A 20,717-nucleotide genomic window follows, 5' to 3' on the forward strand; every position below is an offset into this window, starting at 1 on the left:
CTTGGCTTTTTTTGTTTCATGCGAACGGGCCGGAAGCCGTCATAGATCGGTCCGGGTAAGCGAATAGTAAGAGGGATGACTTCAGGAAAGGAGAATGCAGGATGTCCGACTCGATCAAGCCTAACGGTTCCCAGCACGCTGCCCCTCCATCCGACGATCCGAAGAAGCAAGGCCGGTCCGCCGCGAAGAAAAAATCGAAATAGCAGCATTCGTATAAGTGTTAATGGAGCTGTCTCTAAAGGTCATGACGCGACCGAAGAGTCAGCTCCTTTTTTTGTCATGCATCATGGCTTCACGGCAAACAAGAGATGTGTGCCGTCGTACAGCTTTTCATGAACCGTCGCATAGCTTCTCCTCTCAAGCCAGCCGATCAGCTCCGGCAGGGAGGAGGGGGATGCTTGCCCGCCTGACTGCCCGCGCGATTCCTCCATGAATCCGGTAAGCGCCAGGCGGCCGCCGATCCGGAGGACGCGGTCCATCTCTTCCAATGCAAGCAGCTGCTGCGACTGGTTTAGATGATGCAGGGCGAAGCTGCAGCCGATGAACGCGTACGCATGACCGGCCAACGGCAGCGCCAGCAAATTGCCCTGCCGGGCTTCGACGTCCGGCAGACGATTTCGGAGGATAGCTAGCATCCGGGCCGACTGCTCGATGACCGTCAGCCGGGCTCCGCCGGCCGCAAGCAGCGCCGTCAGATTGCCGCTGCCTGCGCCGAGCTCGAGTCCGAGCTCGCCCGGCTGCGGATCGAGCCAGTCGGCGGTGCGGACAAGCGACCGGTAGTACTGCTCCTTGGTCAGCATCGCTTCGATGTGGACGAGCGGGGCAAATTCGCCGTACCGGCTGGCCAGCTCGTCGTAGTTCCATTGATCGCTCCAGGACGAGCGAAGCTGCCGCGTCCGCCTCATTTGTTCCGCCGCCCGTTCCGCGAGCAACAGATCGGCTTCTCCGGAGCGCTGCCAGTCCGATAACGCGTCGTCAAGAGACCGCAGCGCTTTCTCCATGTCCAGCCATTCCTCGTAGAGCGCAGCGCGGGCGCCATCTACTTTACGGAAGAAGGCGTCCGGCTCCGCAAGCGAGTCCAAAATGTCCGCGATGGCGATGAGCGGCAGCCCGAGCTCTCTCAGCGAGACGATCCAGCGCAGCCGCTCGATATCTTCCTCCGAATAGGCGCGGTAGCCGTTCTCCTCTTCTTTCCATGGCTTAATCAGCCCTTTTTGTTCATAATAGCGCAGCGCCCTGGGCGTAACCCCAAGGAGCATCGCCGCTTCGTGCACCTTCACCCGATCGCCTCCCGCAACCCATTATGAACGTAGACGCCGCGTCAAGGTCAAGCGGCCGAATAGAAGAAGGACAGCCACGGCGAACGAGGATTCGTTGCGGACTGCCCTTACGAGCGCTTTGCAACCTTCTAAATGCCTTTCTTCAGCAGCTCCAAGCGGTACACATATTCGAAAATAAACTCGAACGCCTCGAGGTGGCGTTTCGCTTCGAACGCGTTCGCGCCCCATGCGTATATCCCGTGCTTGCGCAGCACGATGCCGGGGATGCTCGGCACGATCCGCTCGGTTACCTCCGGCACGATCGACGGGATATGCGCGAAGTTGGAGACGATCGGAATATCGATGTGCGCCTCTTCGTCCCAAATGTTAAAGCCCTTGATCAGCTCCACGCCGTCTACGGGCACCGCTTTGCGGTCCCAGAAATACTCGGAGACGACGTTGTTGAACACGGTATGGACGTGAAAAATCGCCCCGGCGCCCGTCAGCTTGTAAATTTCGCAGTGGATCAGCGTTTCGGCGGAAGGCTTCAGCCGGGTCGTTTCGCACGGCTTGCCGTCTTGGTCGACGAACAAGTAGTCTTCCGGCGTATGAACCGTTTTGTCCTTGCCGCTGGCCGTAATCGCGAACTGGAATTGCTCGGGCTTAAAGTCGCCGACGCGGATGGAGAGGTTGCCGCTCGTGCCCGGGAACCAGCCGCGCGAGGCGAACAGCTCCTTCACTTCGCGCAGCTCGGCGAGGGCCTTCTGCTTATCCTCCAATGCGATTTGTTCAAAGCTCATTTCGTTGCCGTCCTTTCCGCGTTCATGTGATGGATAATGTCGTAGAACGTTTCGTATTCGTGATGCGGCAGCCCGAGCTCCTTGCACTTGGCCGTTAAGTGGGAGCGGGAGTATACCGTGTCGGCAAGCTTGGCGCCTTCGAAGTCGGTGACGCTGTCCCCGATAATGATCCGCTCGTACTCATCGGACGGGAAATTGCGCATGATCGTCGTTTTGCACATGCCGCAGTCATTCGAGCAATGCTCGTCGCATGGATTCGGCCACAGGATTTCGATGCGGTCGCCGCTGAAATCGCTGCCGTTGCAGTATATATGGTCGGCCGCGATGCCGAACCTCTCCAGTATCGGATAGACGAAAAAGTCGATCCCGCCGCTCGTCACGTAAAATTCGATCCGGTTTTCCTTGCAATACGTTAAAAAGGCTTCAAAACCGTCGCGGATGCGGGCGTTCGTTATGCCGAATTCCACGACCTCCTTCTCCATGGAGGCGGGGAGGAGTCGGAACAATTGCCCGACGCCTTCCTTGATGGACAGCTCCTGGGCGATCGTCCGCTCGGCGATGCTTTCCCAGCCTTCCGGATTGAAATGCTTGATGATCGCGATAATGTTGTCGTTGACCGTAATGGTTCCGTCGAAGTCGCAAAACACGATCCGTTTCTTGGCTGTCTCGTTAACCGTCATGCTTCCTTGATCCCCCATGCGTTAATCGCGGCTTGCAGCGGCTCGTTGCCTGCTTGCTTGGCCGCCTCTTGCAGAGGCGTTCCATCCAAAGCGGCGCCGATCGCCTGCCGAAAAGCCTGTCCCCCAGCCGCCGTGCCCATCGGATGCCCGTGAATGCCGCCCCCGGCATTTACGACGACGTCCATGCCGAAGTCTTTCAAAATAAGCGGGACTAGTCCCGGATGAATGCCGGCGGAAGGGACGGGGAAGCTTGTCCGCAAACCGTGCAGCGGGGAGAGCAATGCGTCCTTCACGGCGAGGTTTTCTTCCTTCGGCATGACGACCGATCCGTACGGGGAAGGGAACAGGACGAGATCGGCGCCAGCGAGTCGCATCAGCTTGCCGAGCAACAGCGACGCCGCGATGCCGTAGTGCGGCGACGGGTAAATCGCGCCCGCCATGGCCGGATGCGCCGCGATCGGAACGTTGATCGACTTGTCGCTGCTCAGCTCGTGCAGCACGTCGTAGCCGTAGGCGAGCACGTTGAACAGAAGGGCGTTGGCGCCGGCGTCGATCGCCTTGCGCGCGTTCGCCGCAAGCTGGGATGTAGGGCCGGTCAGGTTGACCGCATATAGCAGTTTTTGCCCCGTCTCCTCCCGGGCGCGCCGCGCCGCCTCCATGCAGGCTTCCACGCGCTTTTCCAGCGGCGTCAGCGGGTTCTCGAACAAAATTTCGTCATCCTTGATCAGGTCGACGCCGCCGAGCGCCTGTTTATAGAATTGTTCCTGGAGATTGGCAAGGTCATGGCCTACGACCGATTTGAAAATGCTCATCAGCAGCGGACGATCATTTACCTCCAGCAGCTCGCGTACGCCGTTCAGACCGAACTTCGGACCGGGAAAGGCGGAGGCGAACGCGTCGGATACGTCGAGATCGAGCAGCTTGATCCGCCCGTCCATCGACAGCTTGCCGAACACCGTGACGAGCAGGGCAGGGAGGTCGCGGCTGAAGTTGATGTCCGGATAGGCGATCCGGATATCGGCGTAACGCTCTCCCGGCGCCGCTCCGGACGGCTCATGCACGTCAACGGACACCACTTTGCCCAGATGCTTCTCCATTTCGGCTTTCTGCGCCTCCGGAAGCTCCGTCCAGCTGCCGACGGTCAAGCCGACCGCGATCGACAGCGCTTTTTTGCTGAAATCGGCTTTATCGTCGTAAGCACGGTACGTGGCAACGCATAATCCATTCATTCGTTTATGCTCCTTTCGATCGCTTCGCCCAGCTCGCCGGCGCGTTCCGCGGAGCGGCGGGCTGCCTTGACGACCGTTTCGGCGAACAGTCCTTCATCCATGACCTCGAGCGCGGCCTGCGTCGTCCCGTTCGGTGACGTTACCTTGCGGCGCAGCTCGGCCGGCTCCTCACCGGTCGTCCTTACCATCTCGGCCGCGCCGAGCACCGTCTGCACGACCAGTTCCTTCGCCGATTCCCTCGTTAAACCGAGCTGGCTGGCGGCTTCCAACATCGCTTCCATGAAATAGTAAACGTAAGCGGGCCCGCTGCCGGACACGCCGGTTACGGCTTCCTGCAGCGATTCGTCCACGACGGCGTTAATGCCGACGGAGCCCATAATCGCTTCCGTCAGCAGCCGCTGCTGAGGCGTCACCGACTCGGAGTAGCTGATGCCCGTGGCGCCGAGCCCGATGGTGCTCGACGTGTTCGGCATCGTCCGCACGATCGCCGCCTCGCGCCCGAGCAGACGCTCGATCGAGTTGATCGACAAGCCGGCGATGACGGAGACGATCAGCTGCTTCGGCGAGAGATACGGCTTGATCGAAGACAAAGCGGCGGCCGCGTCTTTCGGCTTCATCGCCAGAAAAATAATGTCCGCTTCCCGTAAATAGGCTTCGTTGCTTGAGCCTTGAACGACCGTCTGCACGCCGTAACGATCGTGAAGTTCGGCAAGGCGATCCCGGTTCTGCTTGTTGAGCATCGAAATCCGGCCGGGCTCGACCAGTTTCTCGTTAATAAGTCCCCTCACGATGGCTTCCGCCATGGAGCCGGCTCCGTAGAAGCACAGCTGAAGGCTGGAAATGCCGGCTTGCGTTAATAAGCTCATCTTACATTCCTCCGTTACGTTACTTAACCCCGTATTTGTCCGTTCCCGTAGATGCGGAATTTGGTCGATGTCAGGGCGGGGAGTCCCATCGGCCCGCGGGCGTGCAGTTTCTGCGTGCTGATGCCGATCTCCGCCCCGAAGCCGAATTCGAACCCGTCGGTGAAGCGAGTGGACGCGTTGTGATAGACGGCCGCGGCGTCGACCTCTTGCACGAAGCGTTCGGCATTCGCCGCGTCTTCCGTAACGATGCATTCGGAATGCTTCGTGCCGTAGTGGCGAATATGGTCGAGCGCGTCTTCAAGGCTGTCGACGATTCTGATATTCAAAATATAATCGTTGTATTCGGTGCGGTAATCTTCCTCGGTCGCGGGCTTCGCGCCTTCGACCAGACGCCGCGACTTCTCGTCGCCGCGAAGCTCCACGCCGGCTTCGACGAACCGGCCGGCCAGCGCCGCAAGATGCCGCTCGGCGAACGCTTCGTGAACGATCAGCGTCTCCATCGAATTGCACACGGATGGACGCTGGACTTTGGCGTTGAACGCGATTTCTTCGGCCATGCCGTAGTTCGCGCTGCCGTCGATGAACGTGTGGCATACGCCCGCGCCCGTCTCGATGACGGGCACGGTCGCGTTCTCGACGACGTTGCGGATTAGCGAAGCGCCGCCGCGCGGAATGACCACGTCGAGCAAGCCGTTCAGCTTCAGCATCTCGTTCACGGATGCACGGTCGGAATCCTCGATGAGCTGGATCGCTTCCGCGGGCATATCGGTCGCCGCGAGTGCATTTTTAAGCACCTCGACGATTTTGCGGTTCGACTCGATCGCGGCGGAACCTCCTCGAAGGACGACGCAATTGCCCGTCTTGAGGCAAAGCCCCGCGGCATCTACCGTCACGTTCGGGCGGGCTTCGTAGATCATGCCGATGACGCCGAGCGGCACTCTTATCTTTTCCACTTTCAATCCGTTGGGACGGTCGAATTTCTCAAGCAATTCGCCGACGGGATCGGGCAGCGCGACGATTTGGCGCAGTCCTTCCGCGATCGCTTCGATACGTTCGCCGTTCAGCGCAAGGCGGTCGAGCAGGGAAGGGGACGTGCCTTGTTCGCGTCCTCGCGCCAAATCAAGCCCGTTCGCTTCGATGATGGCTGTTTGCTCCGTCAACAGGGCGTCAGCCATATGTAGCAGCGCGGTATTTTTTTGCTCCGTCGACAGACGGTTCATGGTGGCGGCAGCTTCTTGGGCCAGCGCCGCTTTATGTCTCACTTCACTTATCATGCTGGATTTCCTCCTTCTTATTTCAACGTAATCCATTCGTCGCGATGAATAACCTCTATGCGGGAGACATCGACCCGGCGCCGCACTTCCTCTCTCGACAGGCCCGCTACGGCCTGAATTTGCTCCGCCGTATAGTTCACGACGCCGCGGCCGAACGTTTCGCCCTGGCGGTTCGTCACCTCGACGACGTCGCCGGAATGGAAGTCGCCCTCAATAGCGGTCACGCCTGCCGGAAGCAGACTCTTGCCGCCTTCGAGAAGCGCCAATACCGCTCCGTCGTCGACCGTGATTTTTCCTTGCGGCACGGAGTGGAACCCGAGCCACTGCTTCTTCATCGGCAGGCTGTGCAGCTTCGTGTCGAAGTAGGTGCCCCGGCCGCGGCCTTCTACGGCAAGCGCCAGGTCGCCTTCCTGCTGCACCTTGCCGATAAAAGCGTGAACGCCGCCGCGCATCGCGACGCGGGCAGCCTCGATCTTGGAGCGCATGCCGCCCGTGCCGACGGTGGAGCCGGCTCCTCCCGCAAGCTTCATAATATCTTCCGAGATTTGCTCGACCCGCTCGATTTTGACGGCTTGCGGATTTTTGCGGGGATCCTCCGTGTACAATCCGTCCATATCGGTTATGATGACAAGCTTGGCCGATTTGGTCATCGCGGCCACGAGGGCGGACAAATTGTCGTTGTCCCCGAATTTGAGCTCGTCGGTCGCGACCGTGTCGTTCTCATTAATAATCGGAATGATTTTTTGCTTTAGCAGCTCCTCGATCGTCATTAACGCGTTATGAATCCGCCTGCGGTTCGAGAAATCGGCACGGGTGAGCAAAATTTGGGCGGCTACGATCCCGTACCTGGCGAACGCTTCCTGATAAGCCTGCATGAGCAGCGCCTGACCTACCGCGGCGGCCGCCTGCTTCTCGTGCAAGAGCTTCGGCTTCGCCGCATACCCGATCTGCCGGAAGCCCGCCGCTACCGCGCCCGACGTCACGAGCATGACGGCTTCGCCGCGCCGGTAGAGGGAGGCGAGCTCCGAGGCGAAGAACCCGATCCTCTCGCGATTAAGGCCGCCTTCCTCCGAAGTGAGCGAGCTGCTGCCAATCTTTACGACTATCCTCTCCGTCATCTTAGATCCCATCCTATGCTTGTTTCGTGACGACAAAAAAGGCTTTCGTCCTTAAAGGACGAAAGCCTTGGCTTCCGCGGTACCACCTTCATTGACAATCCCCATGAGAGGATCGTCCAGCTTAAGCCTATAACAGAAGGCGCTGTCCGGCTCGTCGCCGGCCGCTCGGAGGTAGGTTCAGCAAGCGGCCTTCGGTAAATTCTCGCAGCCTTCGGAATTTACTCTCTGATCGCGACCCTTCAAGCTTACTAGTCCCGTCATCACGTTTCATGTTCAATTCCTATAAGCATAACACGTTCCGAAAAGGCTGTAAAGGCGGTCAGCGGCCGTCTAGGCTTCGAACAGGCCAAGCCTGCCGATCCGTTCCGCGGCTTCTTGAAGCCTGGCTTCGCTCGTCAACAGGCCGAGCCGCACATACCCTTCGCCGTGCGCGCCGAATCCGACGCCCGGCGCGACGACGACGTCGGCGTCCTGAAGCAGCCTGTCGGCGAACGCTTCGGATGTATAGCCCGGGGCCACGGGCAGCCAGCAGAAGAAGGAGCCGCCCGGACGCGCCGCCTTCCAGCCGATCCGCTCAAGCGAACCGAACAGCGCTTCGCGCCTGCTCTCGTACATGGCCCTCAAATCCGCCACGCATTGCTGCGGGCCGGTAAGGGCGAGCGCGGCCGCCTCTTGTATGCCCCCGAACAGGCTGCAGTAATAATGATCCTGGATCAGATTGATCAGCCCGACGATCCGCGCGTTGCCGATCGCGAAGCCGACGCGCCAGCCCGCCATATTATACGTCTTGGACAGCGTGTAAAATTCGACGCCGACTTCCTTGGCGCCCGGCGTCTGCAGGAAGCTGACGGGCTTATGGCCGTCGAAGCCGATGGCGCCGTAAGCGAAATCGCTCGCGACGACGATGCCGTGCTTCTCGGCGAACCGGACGGTTCGCTCGTAGAAGCCGGCATTGGCCACGGCGCCGGTCGGGTTGTTCGGATAGTTCATGAACATCAGCTTCGCCCGCTTCGCGATGTCCGGAGCGATCGCCTCGTAATCGGGCAGATAACGGTTTTGCTCGCTCAGCGGCATGAACGACATCTCGGCGCCGGCAAGCGCGACGCCCGACCAGTAATCGGGATAGCCCGGGTCGGGAACGAGGCAGACGTCGCCCGGGTTTAGCAGGCACTGACTAATCTCGACGAGACCGGTTTTCCCGCCGAACAGGATCGCGACCTCGGCCGCGGGATCGACGTCGACGCCGTAGTCTTCCTTATACCGCTTCGCGACGGCTTCCTTCAGGAACGAATAGCCGCTGAACGGGGGATACTTGTGATAGAGCGGGTTGGCTGCGGCTTCCTGCAGCTTCGCCACAATATGGGGAGGGGTCGGCTGGTCCGGATTGCCTTGCCCCATATTGATGACATCGCGCCCTTTGGCCGCTTGCGCGTTCGCTTTGGCGACCAGCTTGGCGAAAAATTGAGTCGGCAGACCGTTCATCCGATCCGCGGGTTGAATGACATGTTGACCGATTTGCGTTTCCATCCTTCACACTCCACACGTACAAATTCGCTATAGATCAGGCAATAGCTTTAATGTAGCATGAATACGCGAAGAAGAGAAGCGCGCGGTCACGATGCGGGAATGCCGACCTTTTGGATAAAGGGCTTTATGTCTGCGCCGAACAGGAACAGATAAGGCTTGCGAGCGTCGTCGAACACGAGCAGTAGCGGCGGCTTGTCCTTGCAATAGAAGAGGAACAAATCGTCGGAAGCTACGGCGATGTCATTCGCTTTGAACGTCACTTTCTTCTCCAGCGGGATCCGGTAGACGAAGCTGCAGCTCGCGTCGCTCGTCAGCTGCGGCGCAAGGCCGGTAATCGACGAGATCCAGGAAGAAGCGAAGGTTTGGAACTGCCGGTCGTTCGGGATCGTCTTTACGACTTTGCCCGCTTGCACGTCGAACACCTGAACGGGCTTCAGGCCGGTCTCCGATGACGCTTCGGCCCGGTGAGCGCCGCCGGGCGACGCGAATGCCGCTTGAGCGTGAAGGAACAGCGCGAAGCAGGCGACTAGCAGGACGGTTATCCGTTTTAAAACCATAAGGGACATTCTCCTTTGCGTTTGCGATTGGGTAAGGCTTCTTCGATATCGTTCCCAGCTTGACACGGAACCATGAGAGGGTATCATTAGGAAAAAACGCCATATCGGGAGGAAACCCACATGAGTCAATCATTGCGGCTGGCGCTGCTGCAAATGCAAATAGAAGCCGGCAACGTCGAAGCGAATTACGCGAAGCTCGAATCGATGCTGGAGGAAGCGGCGAGCGGGGAGAAGAAGCCCGACGTCATTTTGTTCCCGGAGATGTGGAACACAGGCTACGCGCTGACGGAAATCGAACGCATCGCGGACCGGCAAGGGGAGAGGACGAAGGCGCTCCTGTCGGCGTTCGCCAAAAAGCACGGCGTTCATATTATCGGCGGTTCGGTGGCCGAGCTGAGGGAAGACGGCAAAGTCTATAATACGATCTACGCGTTCGATCGCGAAGGAAAAGTCGTCTCCGACTATTCCAAAATTCATCTGTTCCGGCTGATGGAGGAGGAAAAATATTTGGCGGCCGGCGACAAGCCGGGCAAGCTGGAGCTGGAAGGGGCCGGGGCGGGGATGATGATCTGCTACGACATCCGGTTCCCGGAGCTGGCCCGGAAGCTGGCGCTCGAAGGCGCCAAGTTGCTGTTCGTGCCGGCGGAATGGCCGAATCCCAGGCTGCATCATTGGCGTACGCTGCTTACCGCGCGAGCGATCGAGAATCAAATGTTCGTCGTTGCCTGCAATCGTACGGGCACGAGCGGGGACACCAGCTTCTTCGGGCATTCGCTCGTGCTTGACCCGTGGGGCGAGACGATCGCCGAGGCCGGCGAGGAAGAGACGATCGTCTACGCCGACATTGATTTGTCGCTCGTCGATGCCGTCCGCACGAAAATTCCCGTATTCGAAGACCGCCGCCCGTCGGTGTACGGTTCTTGATCGGGTCCGAAGGATCAGCCCATATTGCTGATCGTCCGGTTCAACGTCCGGATGAAGGCGTCGGCCGCCTTGGACAAATACCTTCCTTTGCGGCTTGCGATGACGAGCGTGCGGGTCGGTTTGGAGCGCAGCCTCAAGTAAGCGGGGACGAAGTCGGCGCTCTTGACCCGGGTAAGCATCTGCGGCACGAAGGCGATGCCCATCCCGCCGGCGACGAGCGACTGAACCGTCTCGATGTTGCTGCTCTCGAACACGACCCGCGGCTGGAATCCCGCCTGCTCGCATAGTTCGATCGCGATTTGCCGGAAGCCTTGCCCGCGTTTGAGCACGATGAACGGTTCGTCCAGCAGCTCGGCGATGTCGATCGGGCCGGTCCGCCCCGCAAGCGGATGCTTCGGCGGCACGGCCAGGCAAATCTCTTCTTCCAGAAACGGCTCGTAGGCGAGCGAGCTGTCGATGAGAGGAAGCGACAGCAGGCTTAAGTCCGTACCGCCGCTGGCGGTAAGCTGCTCCAGCTTCGCCGTCGTGTCCTCGACGAGCACGACTTCGATCTGCGGATAATGCGCTCCGAAGACGGGCAGCACCAACGGCAGGATATGCGAGCCCGTAATCGGCAGCGTGCCGACGACGAGCCGGCCGCGGCGCATTTGCGCCATGTCGTCCATCTCCTGCTTCAGCTGCTCCACCGCGTCGAGGATCGCTTGCGACTTTTCGACGAATACTTGGCCGGCCTGGGTCAGCTCCACGGAATTGGTCGTGCGCCGAAACAGCAGGACGCCGATCTCCTGCTCCAGCTTGGACAGCTGCTGGCTGAGCGAGGGCTGGGCGATATGCAGCTTCTCCGCCGCCCGGGAGAAGTTTTTTTCGTGCGCGATTTGGATGACGTAATTCAATTGTCTCAGTTCCATGGGACAAGACTCCTTTTCATAGAAAGATCGAATTCGGACCTTCCGGATTTCATGTATTTGCACGGATTTTCACCATTTTCCATTATAGCTATTTCCTATAGACGTTATAGATATTATATCTTGGTTCAATGAAGAAAGAAATGTTATAGTAGATTCAGTCAAACGTAAGCGGTTGAAGCCGTCCTTTGGCGGCATAAAAGCAGAAAGCTTTAATGAATCGATGGGGTGAACAAAATGACGAAAAAGACAATGTTTGAGAAGATCTGGGACAATCACGTCATTCATCAGGAAGAAGGTAAACCTAGCGTCATTTATATCGACCTTCAGCTCGTGCACGAGGTAACCTCGCCGCAGGCATTCGAAGGCTTGCGCCTGTCCGGCCGCAAAGTGCGCCGTCCGGACCTGACGTTCGCGACGATGGACCACAACGTGCCGACGAAGGACCGTTTCAATATTTCGGATCCGATCTCGAAGCAGCAGATCGATACGCTGACGCAGAACTGCAAAGACTTCGGCGTCAAGCTGTTCGATCTCGACAGCATCGACCAAGGCGTCGTTCACGTCATGGGCCCCGAGCTCGGCCTGACGCATCCCGGCAAGACGATCGTCTGCGGCGACAGCCACACGTCCACGCACGGCGCGTTCGGCGCGCTCGCGTTCGGCATCGGAACGAGCGAAGTGGAGCACGTTCTGGCGACGCAATGCTTGCAGCAGTCGAAAGCCAAGACGATGGAAGTCCGCTTTAACGGCAAGCGGAAGCCGGGCGTAACCGCGAAGGACTTGATCCTCGGCGTCATCGCGCAATACGGCACGGATTTCGCGACCGGATACGTTATCGAATATACCGGCGAAGCGATTACGAGCCTTACGATGGAAGAGCGCATGACCGTCTGCAACATGTCGATCGAGGCGGGCGCCCGCGCCGGCTTGATCGCGCCGGACGAGACGACGTTCGACTACTTGCGCGGACGCGAGTACGCGCCTGCCGACTTCGATGCGGCGGTCGAAGCGTGGAAGCAGCTGACGACGGACGAAGGCGCCCAGTACGACACGGTCGTCGAATTCGACGTAGACGCGCTTATCCCGCAAGTCACCTGGGGAACGAGCCCGGGCATGGGCACGAGCATTACGGCTTCCGTGCCGTTCCCTGCGGATCTTCCGACCGAGAACGAGCGCAAAGCGGCCGAAGCCGCTCTTGAATACATGGATCTGAAGCCGGGCACGCCAATGACCGAAATCGCGATCGATTACGTGTTCATCGGCTCCTGCACGAACGGCCGCATCGAAGACCTGCGCGCCGCCGCCGAAATCGCGAGAGGCTACATGGTAAGCGAGAACGTGACGGCGATCGTCGTTCCGGGCTCGGGCCGGGTAAAAATCCAGGCGGAGAAGGAAGGCCTCGACAAAATATTCACGGAAGCCGGATTCGAATGGCGCGACGCGGGCTGCTCGATGTGTCTCGCGATGAACCCCGACGTGCTGAAGCCGGGTCAGCGCTGCGCGTCGACTTCCAACCGCAACTTCGAAGGCCGTCAAGGCCGCGGCGGACGCACGCATCTCGTATCGCCCGCAATGGCCGCTGCCGCAGCGGTTACGGGACGCTTCACGGATGTACGCGATTGGGAAATCAAAACAGAAGTGCTGAACTAACTGGACGGATGAGAGGGGTATTCTAGATATGGAACCATTTAAACAACTAACAGGCATCGTTGCCCCGGTCGACCGGGTGAACGTCGACACGGACGCGATCATTCCGAAACAATTCCTTAAGCGCATCGAGCGCAGCGGCTTCGGCCAATTCCTGTTCTTCGAATGGCGCTTCCACGAGAACGGCGACGTGAACGCCGATTTCGAACCGAACAAGCCGCGTTACGAGGGCGCTTCCGTCCTGATCTCCCGCGCGAACTTCGGCTGCGGCTCCTCGCGCGAGCATGCGCCGTGGGCGATTCTCGATTACGGCTACAAAGTGATCATCGCGCCGTCTTACGCTGACATTTTCTACAACAACTGCTTCAAGAACGGCATTCTGCCGATCAAGCTGAGCGAAGCTCAAGTGGAAGACCTGTTCCAGCGCACGGCGAAGCACGAAGGCTACAAGCTGACGGTCGATTTGGAGAACAAGCGGCTGTCCGACGAGTACGGCCTTGCGATTTCGTTCGATCTCGACGAGCATCGACGCCAGTTCCTGCTGCAAGGGCTTGACGATATCGGCCTCACGCTTCAGCACGAAGACAAAATCGCCGCTTACGAGCAAAAGCACGCCGCTCGTCTGGGCTAATCGAATAACTTTCGAGGGCAATCCGCCATACCGGCCGGATTGCCCTCTTTTTTCCTGAGAACGCAACTTTTTCTGACAAGCCGCGTCTATATTTTCGTCTGTATTAGTCGAATGCGCTCATTCGATGCGGGCAATTTCAGTCATCGAGGTGGGAAATGAAAAGATTTGTGTCCATGTTGTTGTTTTTGTCGGTATTTTTCACGATGTTCGCCTCAGTCGGCCATGCAGCCGAGGTCGTCCCCAAGCTTTATTTGAACGGGCAGCTGCTGAAGTCGGACGTCAATCCCCAAATCGTAAACGATTATACGATGGTGCCGCTCGCGGTATTGTCGGACGGCATGGGGTATACGTACGAATGGGAGCATGAAGCGAAGCGGGTTACCGTATTCAGCGGCGAGAGCAGCATCGTATTATCGATTAACGACAAGACGGCAATCGTAAACGGCGAACCGGTTGCGATGGAAACAATGGCGCAGCTGGTCAGCAACCGGACGATGGTGCCGCTCAGCTTCATCGGCACGCAGTTCGGCCTGGATTTCGAATGGAAGCATCTCGAGAAGGAAGTACATATGTATGAGAAGCCCAAGGAGCCCGAAGCGCCCGCGGAACCGACGGGCTGGATCAAGCAGGTGTCGTTCGACGGCGTCAGCGGCTTGACGATCGGTTACGAAGGCACGCTGAAAGCGGACAAGCCTTTTTATTTGGAAAATCCGAGACGGATCGTGATCGATTTTCCGAATACGGCGTACACGGAGGAAATCATGTCGCAGCTGGTCGGCGAGATCAAAACGGCCGTCGAACAAAATCCGCTGCTCGCTTCTTACCGTTATTCCTTGTTCGAGCCTACGAAAGCGCGGGTCGTAATCGACGTAAGCGAGGGCATCGGCTTCGTCATGACCGAGAACGTGGGCGAGCTCAGACTGGATTTGATGCCGGCGGAAGAGGTGCCGGTCGATCCGGGCGAGCCGCAGGAGCCTCCGGTAACGGAGCCGGAAACGCCGACGGGACCTGAGGTATACGACATCGTGATCGACGCCGGTCACGGCGGCAAGGACCCGGGCGCCTACAGCGTGCAGAAGCGGTACGAGAAAGAATTCAATCTAAGCGTGGCGCTCAAGATCAAAGCGCTGCTGGACAAAGAAACGCAGCTCAAAGGCCATTTGACGCGTTCGGACGATACGTTCATCGAATTGATCGACCGGGTGAAGTTTGCCGAAAATCTGAAAGCGGATTTATTCGTTTCCATTCATGCGAACGCGATCGACAAATCTTCCGTGACGGGGACCGAAACGTATTACAGCCGAGCCGCGAGCAAGCCGTTCGCCGACGTCATGCACAAGCATCTATTGGTCGGCACGGGCTTGAAGGATCGCAAGGTCAAGCAGGCGAATTATAAAGTGATCAAGGAAACGACGATGCCGGCCGTCCTGCTCGAAGCGGGTTACCTTACGAATCAGACGGACTCGAAAGCGCTGTTCTCCGACGCCGTCCAGAACCGGATCGCCTCGGAAGTCGTGAAGGGCATCAAGGAGTACTTGGAGATTAAATAGAAAGCAGGTGTTCACCTAAGATGACGGGAACGAAAACGCGAGGGCTGCTTGCTTTCATCGTACTCGCTTGCGCTTTGGCCGGATGCGGCGGCGGGCAGGACAAGCCCGCGGATAATCCGGGCGCCGCGGTCCAGGAGCCTTCCGATGAACCGGCGGCAACGATAAATAAGCGCGAAGCGATCATTTATTTGACCGACGCGGAGCTTCTCGAGACGGTGGAGCATCCGGTCGAGCTTTCCTATTCGACGGACGAAGAACTCGTGAAGGCGGCCGTTGCCGAGCTGCAGAAGGACGCGGGCGAGAACGCCTTGTCGCTCTGGAAGCCGATCGAGATCAAATCCGTGAAGCTGGACAGCGGGCAGGTCGACCTGGACGTTCATGTGCCCGACGAAGCGCGGCTTGGCGCGCCGGGCGAATTGCTCGTAATCGAAACGCTGCAAAAAACATTATTTCAATTCGATTTCGTCCAATCGATCGAGCTGCTTGTCGACGGGGAGGCCGTCGAGAGCTTGATGGGGCACGTCGATTTGGAGCATCCGTTCAAGAAGGAATAATTCATTCAGGGGGAATCGGATTTTATGACATTGCATTTTGCCGGTAAAAAGATTTTGGTCGGGGCGCTCGCGCTTTCTCTCGTAGCGGGAAGCGGCTTGGCGGCTCCCGTTAACGTCCATGCGGCTGCGCTTAGCACGCCGTTCACGGATATCAGCAGCGGCCACTGGGCCGAGAAGCATGTCGCCAAGCTGGCGCTGCAAGGCATCATAACGGGCTATGCGAGCGGCAGCACGTACGTCTTCAAGCCGAACCAGAGCGTTTCGCAGCAGGAAGCGGTTCTGATGGCGCTTCGTTTCGCGGGACTTGACGATCAAGTGGACGACGATGCGATCATCGGCTTTCCGAACAATTTTACGGTCAACAACTACTACAAGCCTTACATCTTGCTGGCATTCTCGCTCGGCTTGCTCGACCAGCAGGAGGAATATGCTAACGCGGCCAAAGATGCGAAAGTGTCTTGGGGCACGAAGCCCGCTTCGCGCGAGTGGGTGACCAAGCTGATGATCCGGGCGATCGACAAAGAGGACGAAGCCGAGCGTCTGAAGGACGCGGCTTCGTCGTTCGCCGATGCCGGCCAAATCGACGGCAAATATAAAGGCTACGTCAATGCCGCCTCCGAGCTGGAGCTCGTCAAGGGCGTAACGGCGGAGAAATTCGATCCGAAGGCGAACGTGACGAGGGCAAGTCTCGCAACGCTCTTCAGCCGCGCCCAGAAGCTGTATCCGGTCGAATACGTCGGGCAGACGGACGGGATTTTGACCAAGCTGACCGATACCGCGGTCACGCTGTACAGCGAAGGCAAGGAGACGACCTACACCGTCGACGCCGACACGCTGTATTATCACTATGATTCGGAGAAAGCGATCACGAAGCAGCAGCTGATCGAATACGGCGACGCATCGGTCATCGCGAAGGACGGCAAGGCGCTCTACGTCGAGGTGAAGGGCGAGACGCAGCATGTGAAGTCGACTTCGGGAACGCTGGACCGCGTCATCGCGGGAGAGAACAAAATTTATGTCTGGATCAATAACGAGCCGATCCCGTTCTATTATACCGATTCGACAGCCATCGTAGACAGCGAGGGCAAGCCGTTGTCGCTTGGCGATTTGCAGCGGGACACGCCGATCAGTATCGTGCAGGATACGTTCCGCGACAACCCGGCGACGATCAAAATCGTCGCGGCGCCGGCTTCCACGCCGACGATGGCGAAGGGAACGTTCTACGGGACCGTTGGCGACACGATTACGATCATGGAGGGTACGAGCCTCGTCTCGAAGTTTTTGGCGGACAGCGTAACCGTCGAGATCGATGGCATGGCCGGCGCGACGACGGCCGATCTGCTGAAGGAAGCCGATCAGGTCGAACTCAGCTTGAACGCGACCGGCGAAGTGACGAAGATCAAAGTGACCAACCGCAACGTGAAAGTGCTTGCGGGCGCCCAAATAGCCGCTTTCCTGTACGACAAGAAGCTGCTGACGATCGTTGACGCGAGCGGCTTGAACGCGCAGGCGTTGTATTTTACGGATAAGACCAGAATCGACTATAACGGCTCTTCGATCACGCTTGCTTCGGCCAGCAGCATGCTGACCCAGAACCGCAAGGTCGTCGTCAGCTACACCGGCAATACGATCGTATCGTTGCAATTCGTAACGGGCTACACCGGCACGCTGACCTCGATTAACGGCTCGACGAGCCAATTGACCGTCAAGCTGGACAGCGGCGCCGAAGTGACGCTTCCGTATCAAAATGCCGGTATCGAGATCAACGGCATTACGTCGGCGTCGCTGACCGATTTGAAGATCGGCGACACGCTGACGCTTGGCCTGACTTCCACGCAGGATCGAATCGCATCGATCAAAGTTCATTCGCTTACCCAATACGAGGTCGTATCGGTGGACGCGATAAACAAGAAGCTCCGGATCAAAAACGCGACGACGCCTCTATTCGAGCTGTCCGTGCTGAGCACGCAGCTGCTGAACGAAGCGGGCGCGACGCTTACGGTGAACCAGATCGCTCCGGGTGCGATCGTGAACGCCACATACGTCGGCAAACAGACGACGGTCGTTCGCGTCGTTAACGTCACGCAGGGCAAGGTGACGTCGGTAACCGGAAGCGGCGTGGCGATTGCGGACATGACGGGCAAAAGCGTGACGTACGGCGAAGGCGCGGGCTTCATCGTCTACAAAGGAACCGCGCAGGGTACGTCCACCAGCCTTCTGACCGTCGGCGATTACGTCGAGGTCGTCAAAACCGAGAACGGCAAAACGCAGTTTACGGCAGCCGTTGCCGAAAGCCGCATTTTTACGAGCTTTAACGCGGCCGACAGCCAAATTTGGACCGAGAAGACGACCAGCTCGGATAACCGCAATTATTTCAACGTGACGAACAGCACCAAGTATACGCAGAACGGCAGCGCGATCACGCTGCAATCTCTCAAATCTGGCGACGTCATTCTCATTTACGGCTTCCGTAACAACGCGCTGGAAATCGTGAAGCAGTAGTTTCGAAGCGATATATTTATATTTTGTGAAAAAACTGCCCTCCGGGCAGTTTTTTTTATAGAATATGGCCGTTTTCGGTTGCTAACCGTGACAAATTTCGCTACACTTTGAACGATAGTGTATGGATTAGGGGAGAGGACGATGAGCGCGAAGCAAAAAATGCGTCATGTGTTGGACGTCTTGGGCGACATGTTTCCGGACGCGCACTGCGAGCTTAATCACAGCAACCCGTTCGAGCTTACGATCGCCGTATTGCTGTCGGCACAATGCACGGATGAGACGGTGAATAAGGTCACGGCGTCTTTATTTCAAAAATATAAGCGCCCGGAGCACTATTTAGACGTGCCTCTCGAGGAATTGGAGCAGGATATTAGGCGAATCGGTCTGTTCCGCAGCAAAGCTTCGAACATCCAGAAGCTTTGCCGCATCATCATCGATAAATACGGAGGCGAAGTTCCGGCGAGCCATGAACGATTGACGGAGCTGCCCGGGGTCGGACGCAAGACGGCGAACGTCGTCATGTCGAACGCCTTCGGCGTGCCGGCCATCGCCGTGGATACGCATGTGGAGCGGGTATCGAAGCGGCTTAGCTTCGCGAAGCCGGAAGATTCGGTGCTCGAGGTCGAGAAGAAGCTGATGAAGCTGGTGCCCCGCGAGGAGTGGACGATTACCCACCATAGGCTGATTTTCTTCGGCCGCTACCATTGCAAGGCGCAAAGCCCGCAGTGCCCGGTTTGTCCGCTGCTTGACGGCTGCAAAGAAGGAAAAACACGTATGAAGACCGGCACGAAAACGAAAAATAATACGAAGAAACCGAAAATTGCCAGTGAAGGATGATGAAGATGAAATGCATTTCCGTGTACACCAACAACTTTGAGCTTTTTTCCGATATTTACGAGCAGGTGCTGGAAGCGCCGCCGCAGGAGAACGAGGATATCGTCGTCGAAGGCGTTACGGTCAGCGGATCGGGCGATGTGCCGCTTCAATACATCGATCGGATGCGGGCGAAGCCCGAGGTCGTCGTGATGAGGGAGAAGGAGCGCAACATTATGATCTTGCAGCACGGCAACGTATTTGAAATTTGCTTGCCGTCCGAAGAAGAGGAAGCCGTTTAAGGAGCAGCGAGAATGACACAAGTGACGGTGCAAAGCTTAGCGGGAGCCATTACCGAAGCGGCCGGCGCGATGTCGGCCGCGGGAGACGCGATACAGGCAAGGCAAACGCAGGAGCTGAACAGTAAGCTGACCGAAGGTCGGCTTACTGTCGCTTTTTGCGGACATTTTTCGGCTGGAAAGTCGACTCTGATCAACCGGTTGTGCGGCGCGAAGCTGCTCCCTTCGAGCCCGATCCCGACGAGCGCGAACGTCGTCTCGATCCGCGGCGGCGACAGGGCTTACGCTGCGGTCGAAACGATCAAGGACGGCGTTCCGTCGAAGGCGGAAGTGCCGATCGGGGAGCTTGACCGGTACTGCGTGGACGGGGAAACCTTCACGTCCGTATCGATCGTCTATCCGAGCGAGCGGCTGGGGGAGCATACCGTGCTCCTGGATACGCCGGGCATCGATTCGACCGACGACGCGCACCGGATGGCGACCGAATCGGCGCTTCATTTGGCGGACGTCGTGTTCTACGTCATGGATTATAACCACGTGCAATCCGAAATCAACTTTTCATTCGCCAAGCAGTTGAAGGACTGGGGCAAGCCCTTATACTTTATCGTCAATCAAATCGATAAGCACCGCGAGCGCGAGCTGTCGTTCGCCAGCTACCGCCAAAGCGTCGAGGAAGCCTTTCACGCCTGGCACTTGGAGCCCGCGGGCATCCTGTATTTGTCGCTCCGCGAGCCGGATCATCCTTATCAGGAATGGGACGTTCTGCTGAACCTGCTTACCCGTCTTCAGTCGCTGCGCGGGCCGCTGTGCGCGTACAGCGTGGACGCCTCGCTTCGGCATTTGGCCGCGCGGCATTTGAAGCGGCTCGAGCGGCAGGCGGAGCCGGAGCGCGAGCGGCTGCTAGCGGAAGCCGGAGGCGAAGAAGCGGCGGCCCGGCTCGGCGGCGAGATGGACCGGCTGCAAGCGGACATTCGCGTTATCGAAGCCGAGAAAGAAACGTACCGCGCCGGGCTGCGCAAGGAGCTGCAGTCGCTGCTCGATAACGCGAACATTACGCCCGCGAATCTGCGCGACTTGGCGCAGTCGTTCCTGGAGAGCCGGAAGCCGGGGTTCAAGGCCGGCTTGCTGTTCGCTGCGGCGAAGACGGCCGCCGAGCAGGAGCGCCGGCTGCGCGCCTTCCTCGAGGAGCTGAACGGTCTCGTCAGCGCTTCGATCGATTGGCACGTAAAGGATCTGCTGCGATCGGCGGCGGAGCAGGCCGGCTTCGCCGGCGCGCGGCTCGAGGAAGAGCTGGCGCGCGCCTTGGGCTGGCAGCCGGACGCGGATTGGCTGATCGGGCGCGTGAAGGCCGGTGCCGTCATCGGGAACGAGTACACGATGACGTATTGCCGCGACCTGGCCGCGGACGTGAAGAGCGTCTACCGCCAGCGAGCGCTTGCGCTCATCGACGAGCTGGCGGATCACAAGGCGGCGGCGGGCGATGCGGCCGCCGCCGAGGCGCAGGCGCGGCTTGCGGCGCTTCGCTCGCAAGCCGGCGCCCTCGAGGCGCTGGCCGCGCTCGCGAAGCGCGCGGCCGAGC

The 20,717-nt window shown here is 58.6% G+C and carries 19 protein-coding genes; 9 read left to right on the top strand and 10 right to left on the bottom strand.

Annotated elements, in window-relative coordinates:
• Nucleotides 1-284: 284 nt before the first annotated feature.
• From IDH41_RS31945 to IDH41_RS14070, 9 genes are all read right to left on the bottom strand, one after another.
• Nucleotides 285-1,280 (bottom strand): MerR family transcriptional regulator, encoded by a 996-nt coding sequence (locus IDH41_RS31945; protein WP_190862014.1) that lies wholly within the window; start codon nt 1,278-1,280, stop codon nt 285-287.
• A 128-nt stretch (nt 1,281-1,408) separates the two neighbouring features.
• Entirely contained in the window at nt 1,409-2,059 is a 651-nt protein-coding gene (gene mtnB / locus IDH41_RS14035; RefSeq protein WP_190862016.1) for a methylthioribulose 1-phosphate dehydratase, read from the bottom strand.
• Nucleotides 2,056-2,739 (bottom strand): 2-hydroxy-3-keto-5-methylthiopentenyl-1-phosphate phosphatase, encoded by a 684-nt coding sequence (locus IDH41_RS14040; RefSeq protein ID WP_190862018.1) that lies wholly within the window; start codon nt 2,737-2,739, stop codon nt 2,056-2,058. Before IDH41_RS14040 ends, mtnB begins: the two co-directional genes overlap by 4 nt.
• Nucleotides 2,736-3,968, bottom strand: a complete 1,233-nt coding sequence (locus IDH41_RS14045) for a 2,3-diketo-5-methylthiopentyl-1-phosphate enolase (RefSeq protein ID WP_190862020.1) — start codon at nt 3,966-3,968, stop codon at nt 2,736-2,738. Before IDH41_RS14045 ends, IDH41_RS14040 begins: the two co-directional genes overlap by 4 nt.
• Nucleotides 3,965-4,834 (bottom strand): pyrroline-5-carboxylate reductase, encoded by an 870-nt coding sequence (proC, locus tag IDH41_RS14050; RefSeq protein ID WP_190862022.1) that lies wholly within the window; start codon nt 4,832-4,834, stop codon nt 3,965-3,967. The genes IDH41_RS14045 and proC overlap by 4 nt, the downstream gene beginning before the upstream one ends.
• A gap of 23 nt (nt 4,835-4,857) precedes the next feature.
• Complete coding sequence (locus IDH41_RS14055; protein WP_190862024.1) at nt 4,858-6,108, bottom strand: glutamate-5-semialdehyde dehydrogenase; 1,251 nt, start codon at nt 6,106-6,108, stop codon at nt 4,858-4,860.
• Nucleotides 6,109-6,125: 17 nt separating this feature from the next.
• Nucleotides 6,126-7,226 carry a glutamate 5-kinase gene (gene proB, locus IDH41_RS14060; RefSeq protein WP_190862026.1) on the bottom strand — a complete coding sequence of 367 codons (1,101 nt, stop codon included), beginning with the start codon at nt 7,224-7,226 and terminating at the stop codon, nt 6,126-6,128.
• A gap of 330 nt (nt 7,227-7,556) precedes the next feature.
• Complete coding sequence (locus IDH41_RS14065; RefSeq protein WP_190862028.1) at nt 7,557-8,753, bottom strand: pyridoxal phosphate-dependent aminotransferase; 1,197 nt, start codon at nt 8,751-8,753, stop codon at nt 7,557-7,559.
• Between the two features lie 86 nt (nt 8,754-8,839).
• Entirely contained in the window at nt 8,840-9,310 is a 471-nt protein-coding gene (locus tag IDH41_RS14070) for a hypothetical protein (RefSeq protein WP_190862029.1), read from the bottom strand.
• A 120-nt stretch (nt 9,311-9,430) separates the two neighbouring features.
• On the opposite strand from IDH41_RS14070, the gene IDH41_RS14075 reads away from it, so the two are divergent.
• Nucleotides 9,431-10,234, top strand: coding sequence for a carbon-nitrogen family hydrolase (locus IDH41_RS14075; RefSeq protein ID WP_190862032.1), 804 nt, complete (start codon nt 9,431-9,433; stop codon nt 10,232-10,234).
• Nucleotides 10,235-10,248: 14 nt separating this feature from the next.
• Here the strand turns inward: IDH41_RS14075 and IDH41_RS14080 are convergent, their stop codons facing one another.
• A complete protein-coding gene (locus IDH41_RS14080; RefSeq protein WP_190862034.1) occupies nt 10,249-11,142 on the bottom strand; it encodes a LysR family transcriptional regulator in 894 nt (297 codons plus the stop codon).
• A 234-nt stretch (nt 11,143-11,376) separates the two neighbouring features.
• Between IDH41_RS14080 and leuC the strand changes: the two genes are divergently transcribed.
• The 8 genes from leuC to IDH41_RS14120 form a co-directional block, all read left to right on the top strand.
• Nucleotides 11,377-12,792, top strand: a complete 1,416-nt coding sequence (leuC, locus tag IDH41_RS14085; RefSeq protein WP_190862035.1) for a 3-isopropylmalate dehydratase large subunit — start codon at nt 11,377-11,379, stop codon at nt 12,790-12,792.
• Nucleotides 12,793-12,820: 28 nt separating this feature from the next.
• Nucleotides 12,821-13,420, top strand: coding sequence for a 3-isopropylmalate dehydratase small subunit (leuD, locus tag IDH41_RS14090; RefSeq protein ID WP_190862037.1), 600 nt, complete (start codon nt 12,821-12,823; stop codon nt 13,418-13,420).
• Nucleotides 13,421-13,575: 155 nt separating this feature from the next.
• Nucleotides 13,576-14,970, top strand: coding sequence for an N-acetylmuramoyl-L-alanine amidase family protein (locus IDH41_RS14095; protein WP_190862039.1), 1,395 nt, complete (start codon nt 13,576-13,578; stop codon nt 14,968-14,970).
• A 20-nt stretch (nt 14,971-14,990) separates the two neighbouring features.
• Nucleotides 14,991-15,524 (top strand): GerMN domain-containing protein, encoded by a 534-nt coding sequence (locus IDH41_RS14100; protein ID WP_190862041.1) that lies wholly within the window; start codon nt 14,991-14,993, stop codon nt 15,522-15,524.
• A 24-nt stretch (nt 15,525-15,548) separates the two neighbouring features.
• Entirely contained in the window at nt 15,549-18,026 is a 2,478-nt protein-coding gene (locus IDH41_RS14105; protein WP_190862043.1) for an S-layer homology domain-containing protein, read from the top strand.
• A 141-nt stretch (nt 18,027-18,167) separates the two neighbouring features.
• A complete protein-coding gene (nth, locus tag IDH41_RS14110; protein WP_190862045.1) occupies nt 18,168-18,863 on the top strand; it encodes an endonuclease III in 696 nt (231 codons plus the stop codon).
• 5 nt (nt 18,864-18,868) lie between these two features.
• Nucleotides 18,869-19,141, top strand: a complete 273-nt coding sequence (locus tag IDH41_RS14115; RefSeq protein WP_190862047.1) for an NAD/NADP transhydrogenase alpha subunit — start codon at nt 18,869-18,871, stop codon at nt 19,139-19,141.
• Nucleotides 19,142-19,153: 12 nt separating this feature from the next.
• Nucleotides 19,154-20,717: dynamin family protein (locus tag IDH41_RS14120; protein WP_190862049.1), on the top strand; the 1,564-nt coding region annotated here is incomplete at its 3' end.

Origin of the sequence: Paenibacillus arenilitoris (genome assembly GCF_014705655.1) — a bacterium.
GTDB classification, from domain to species: domain Bacteria; phylum Bacillota; class Bacilli; order Paenibacillales; family Paenibacillaceae; genus Pristimantibacillus; species Pristimantibacillus arenilitoris.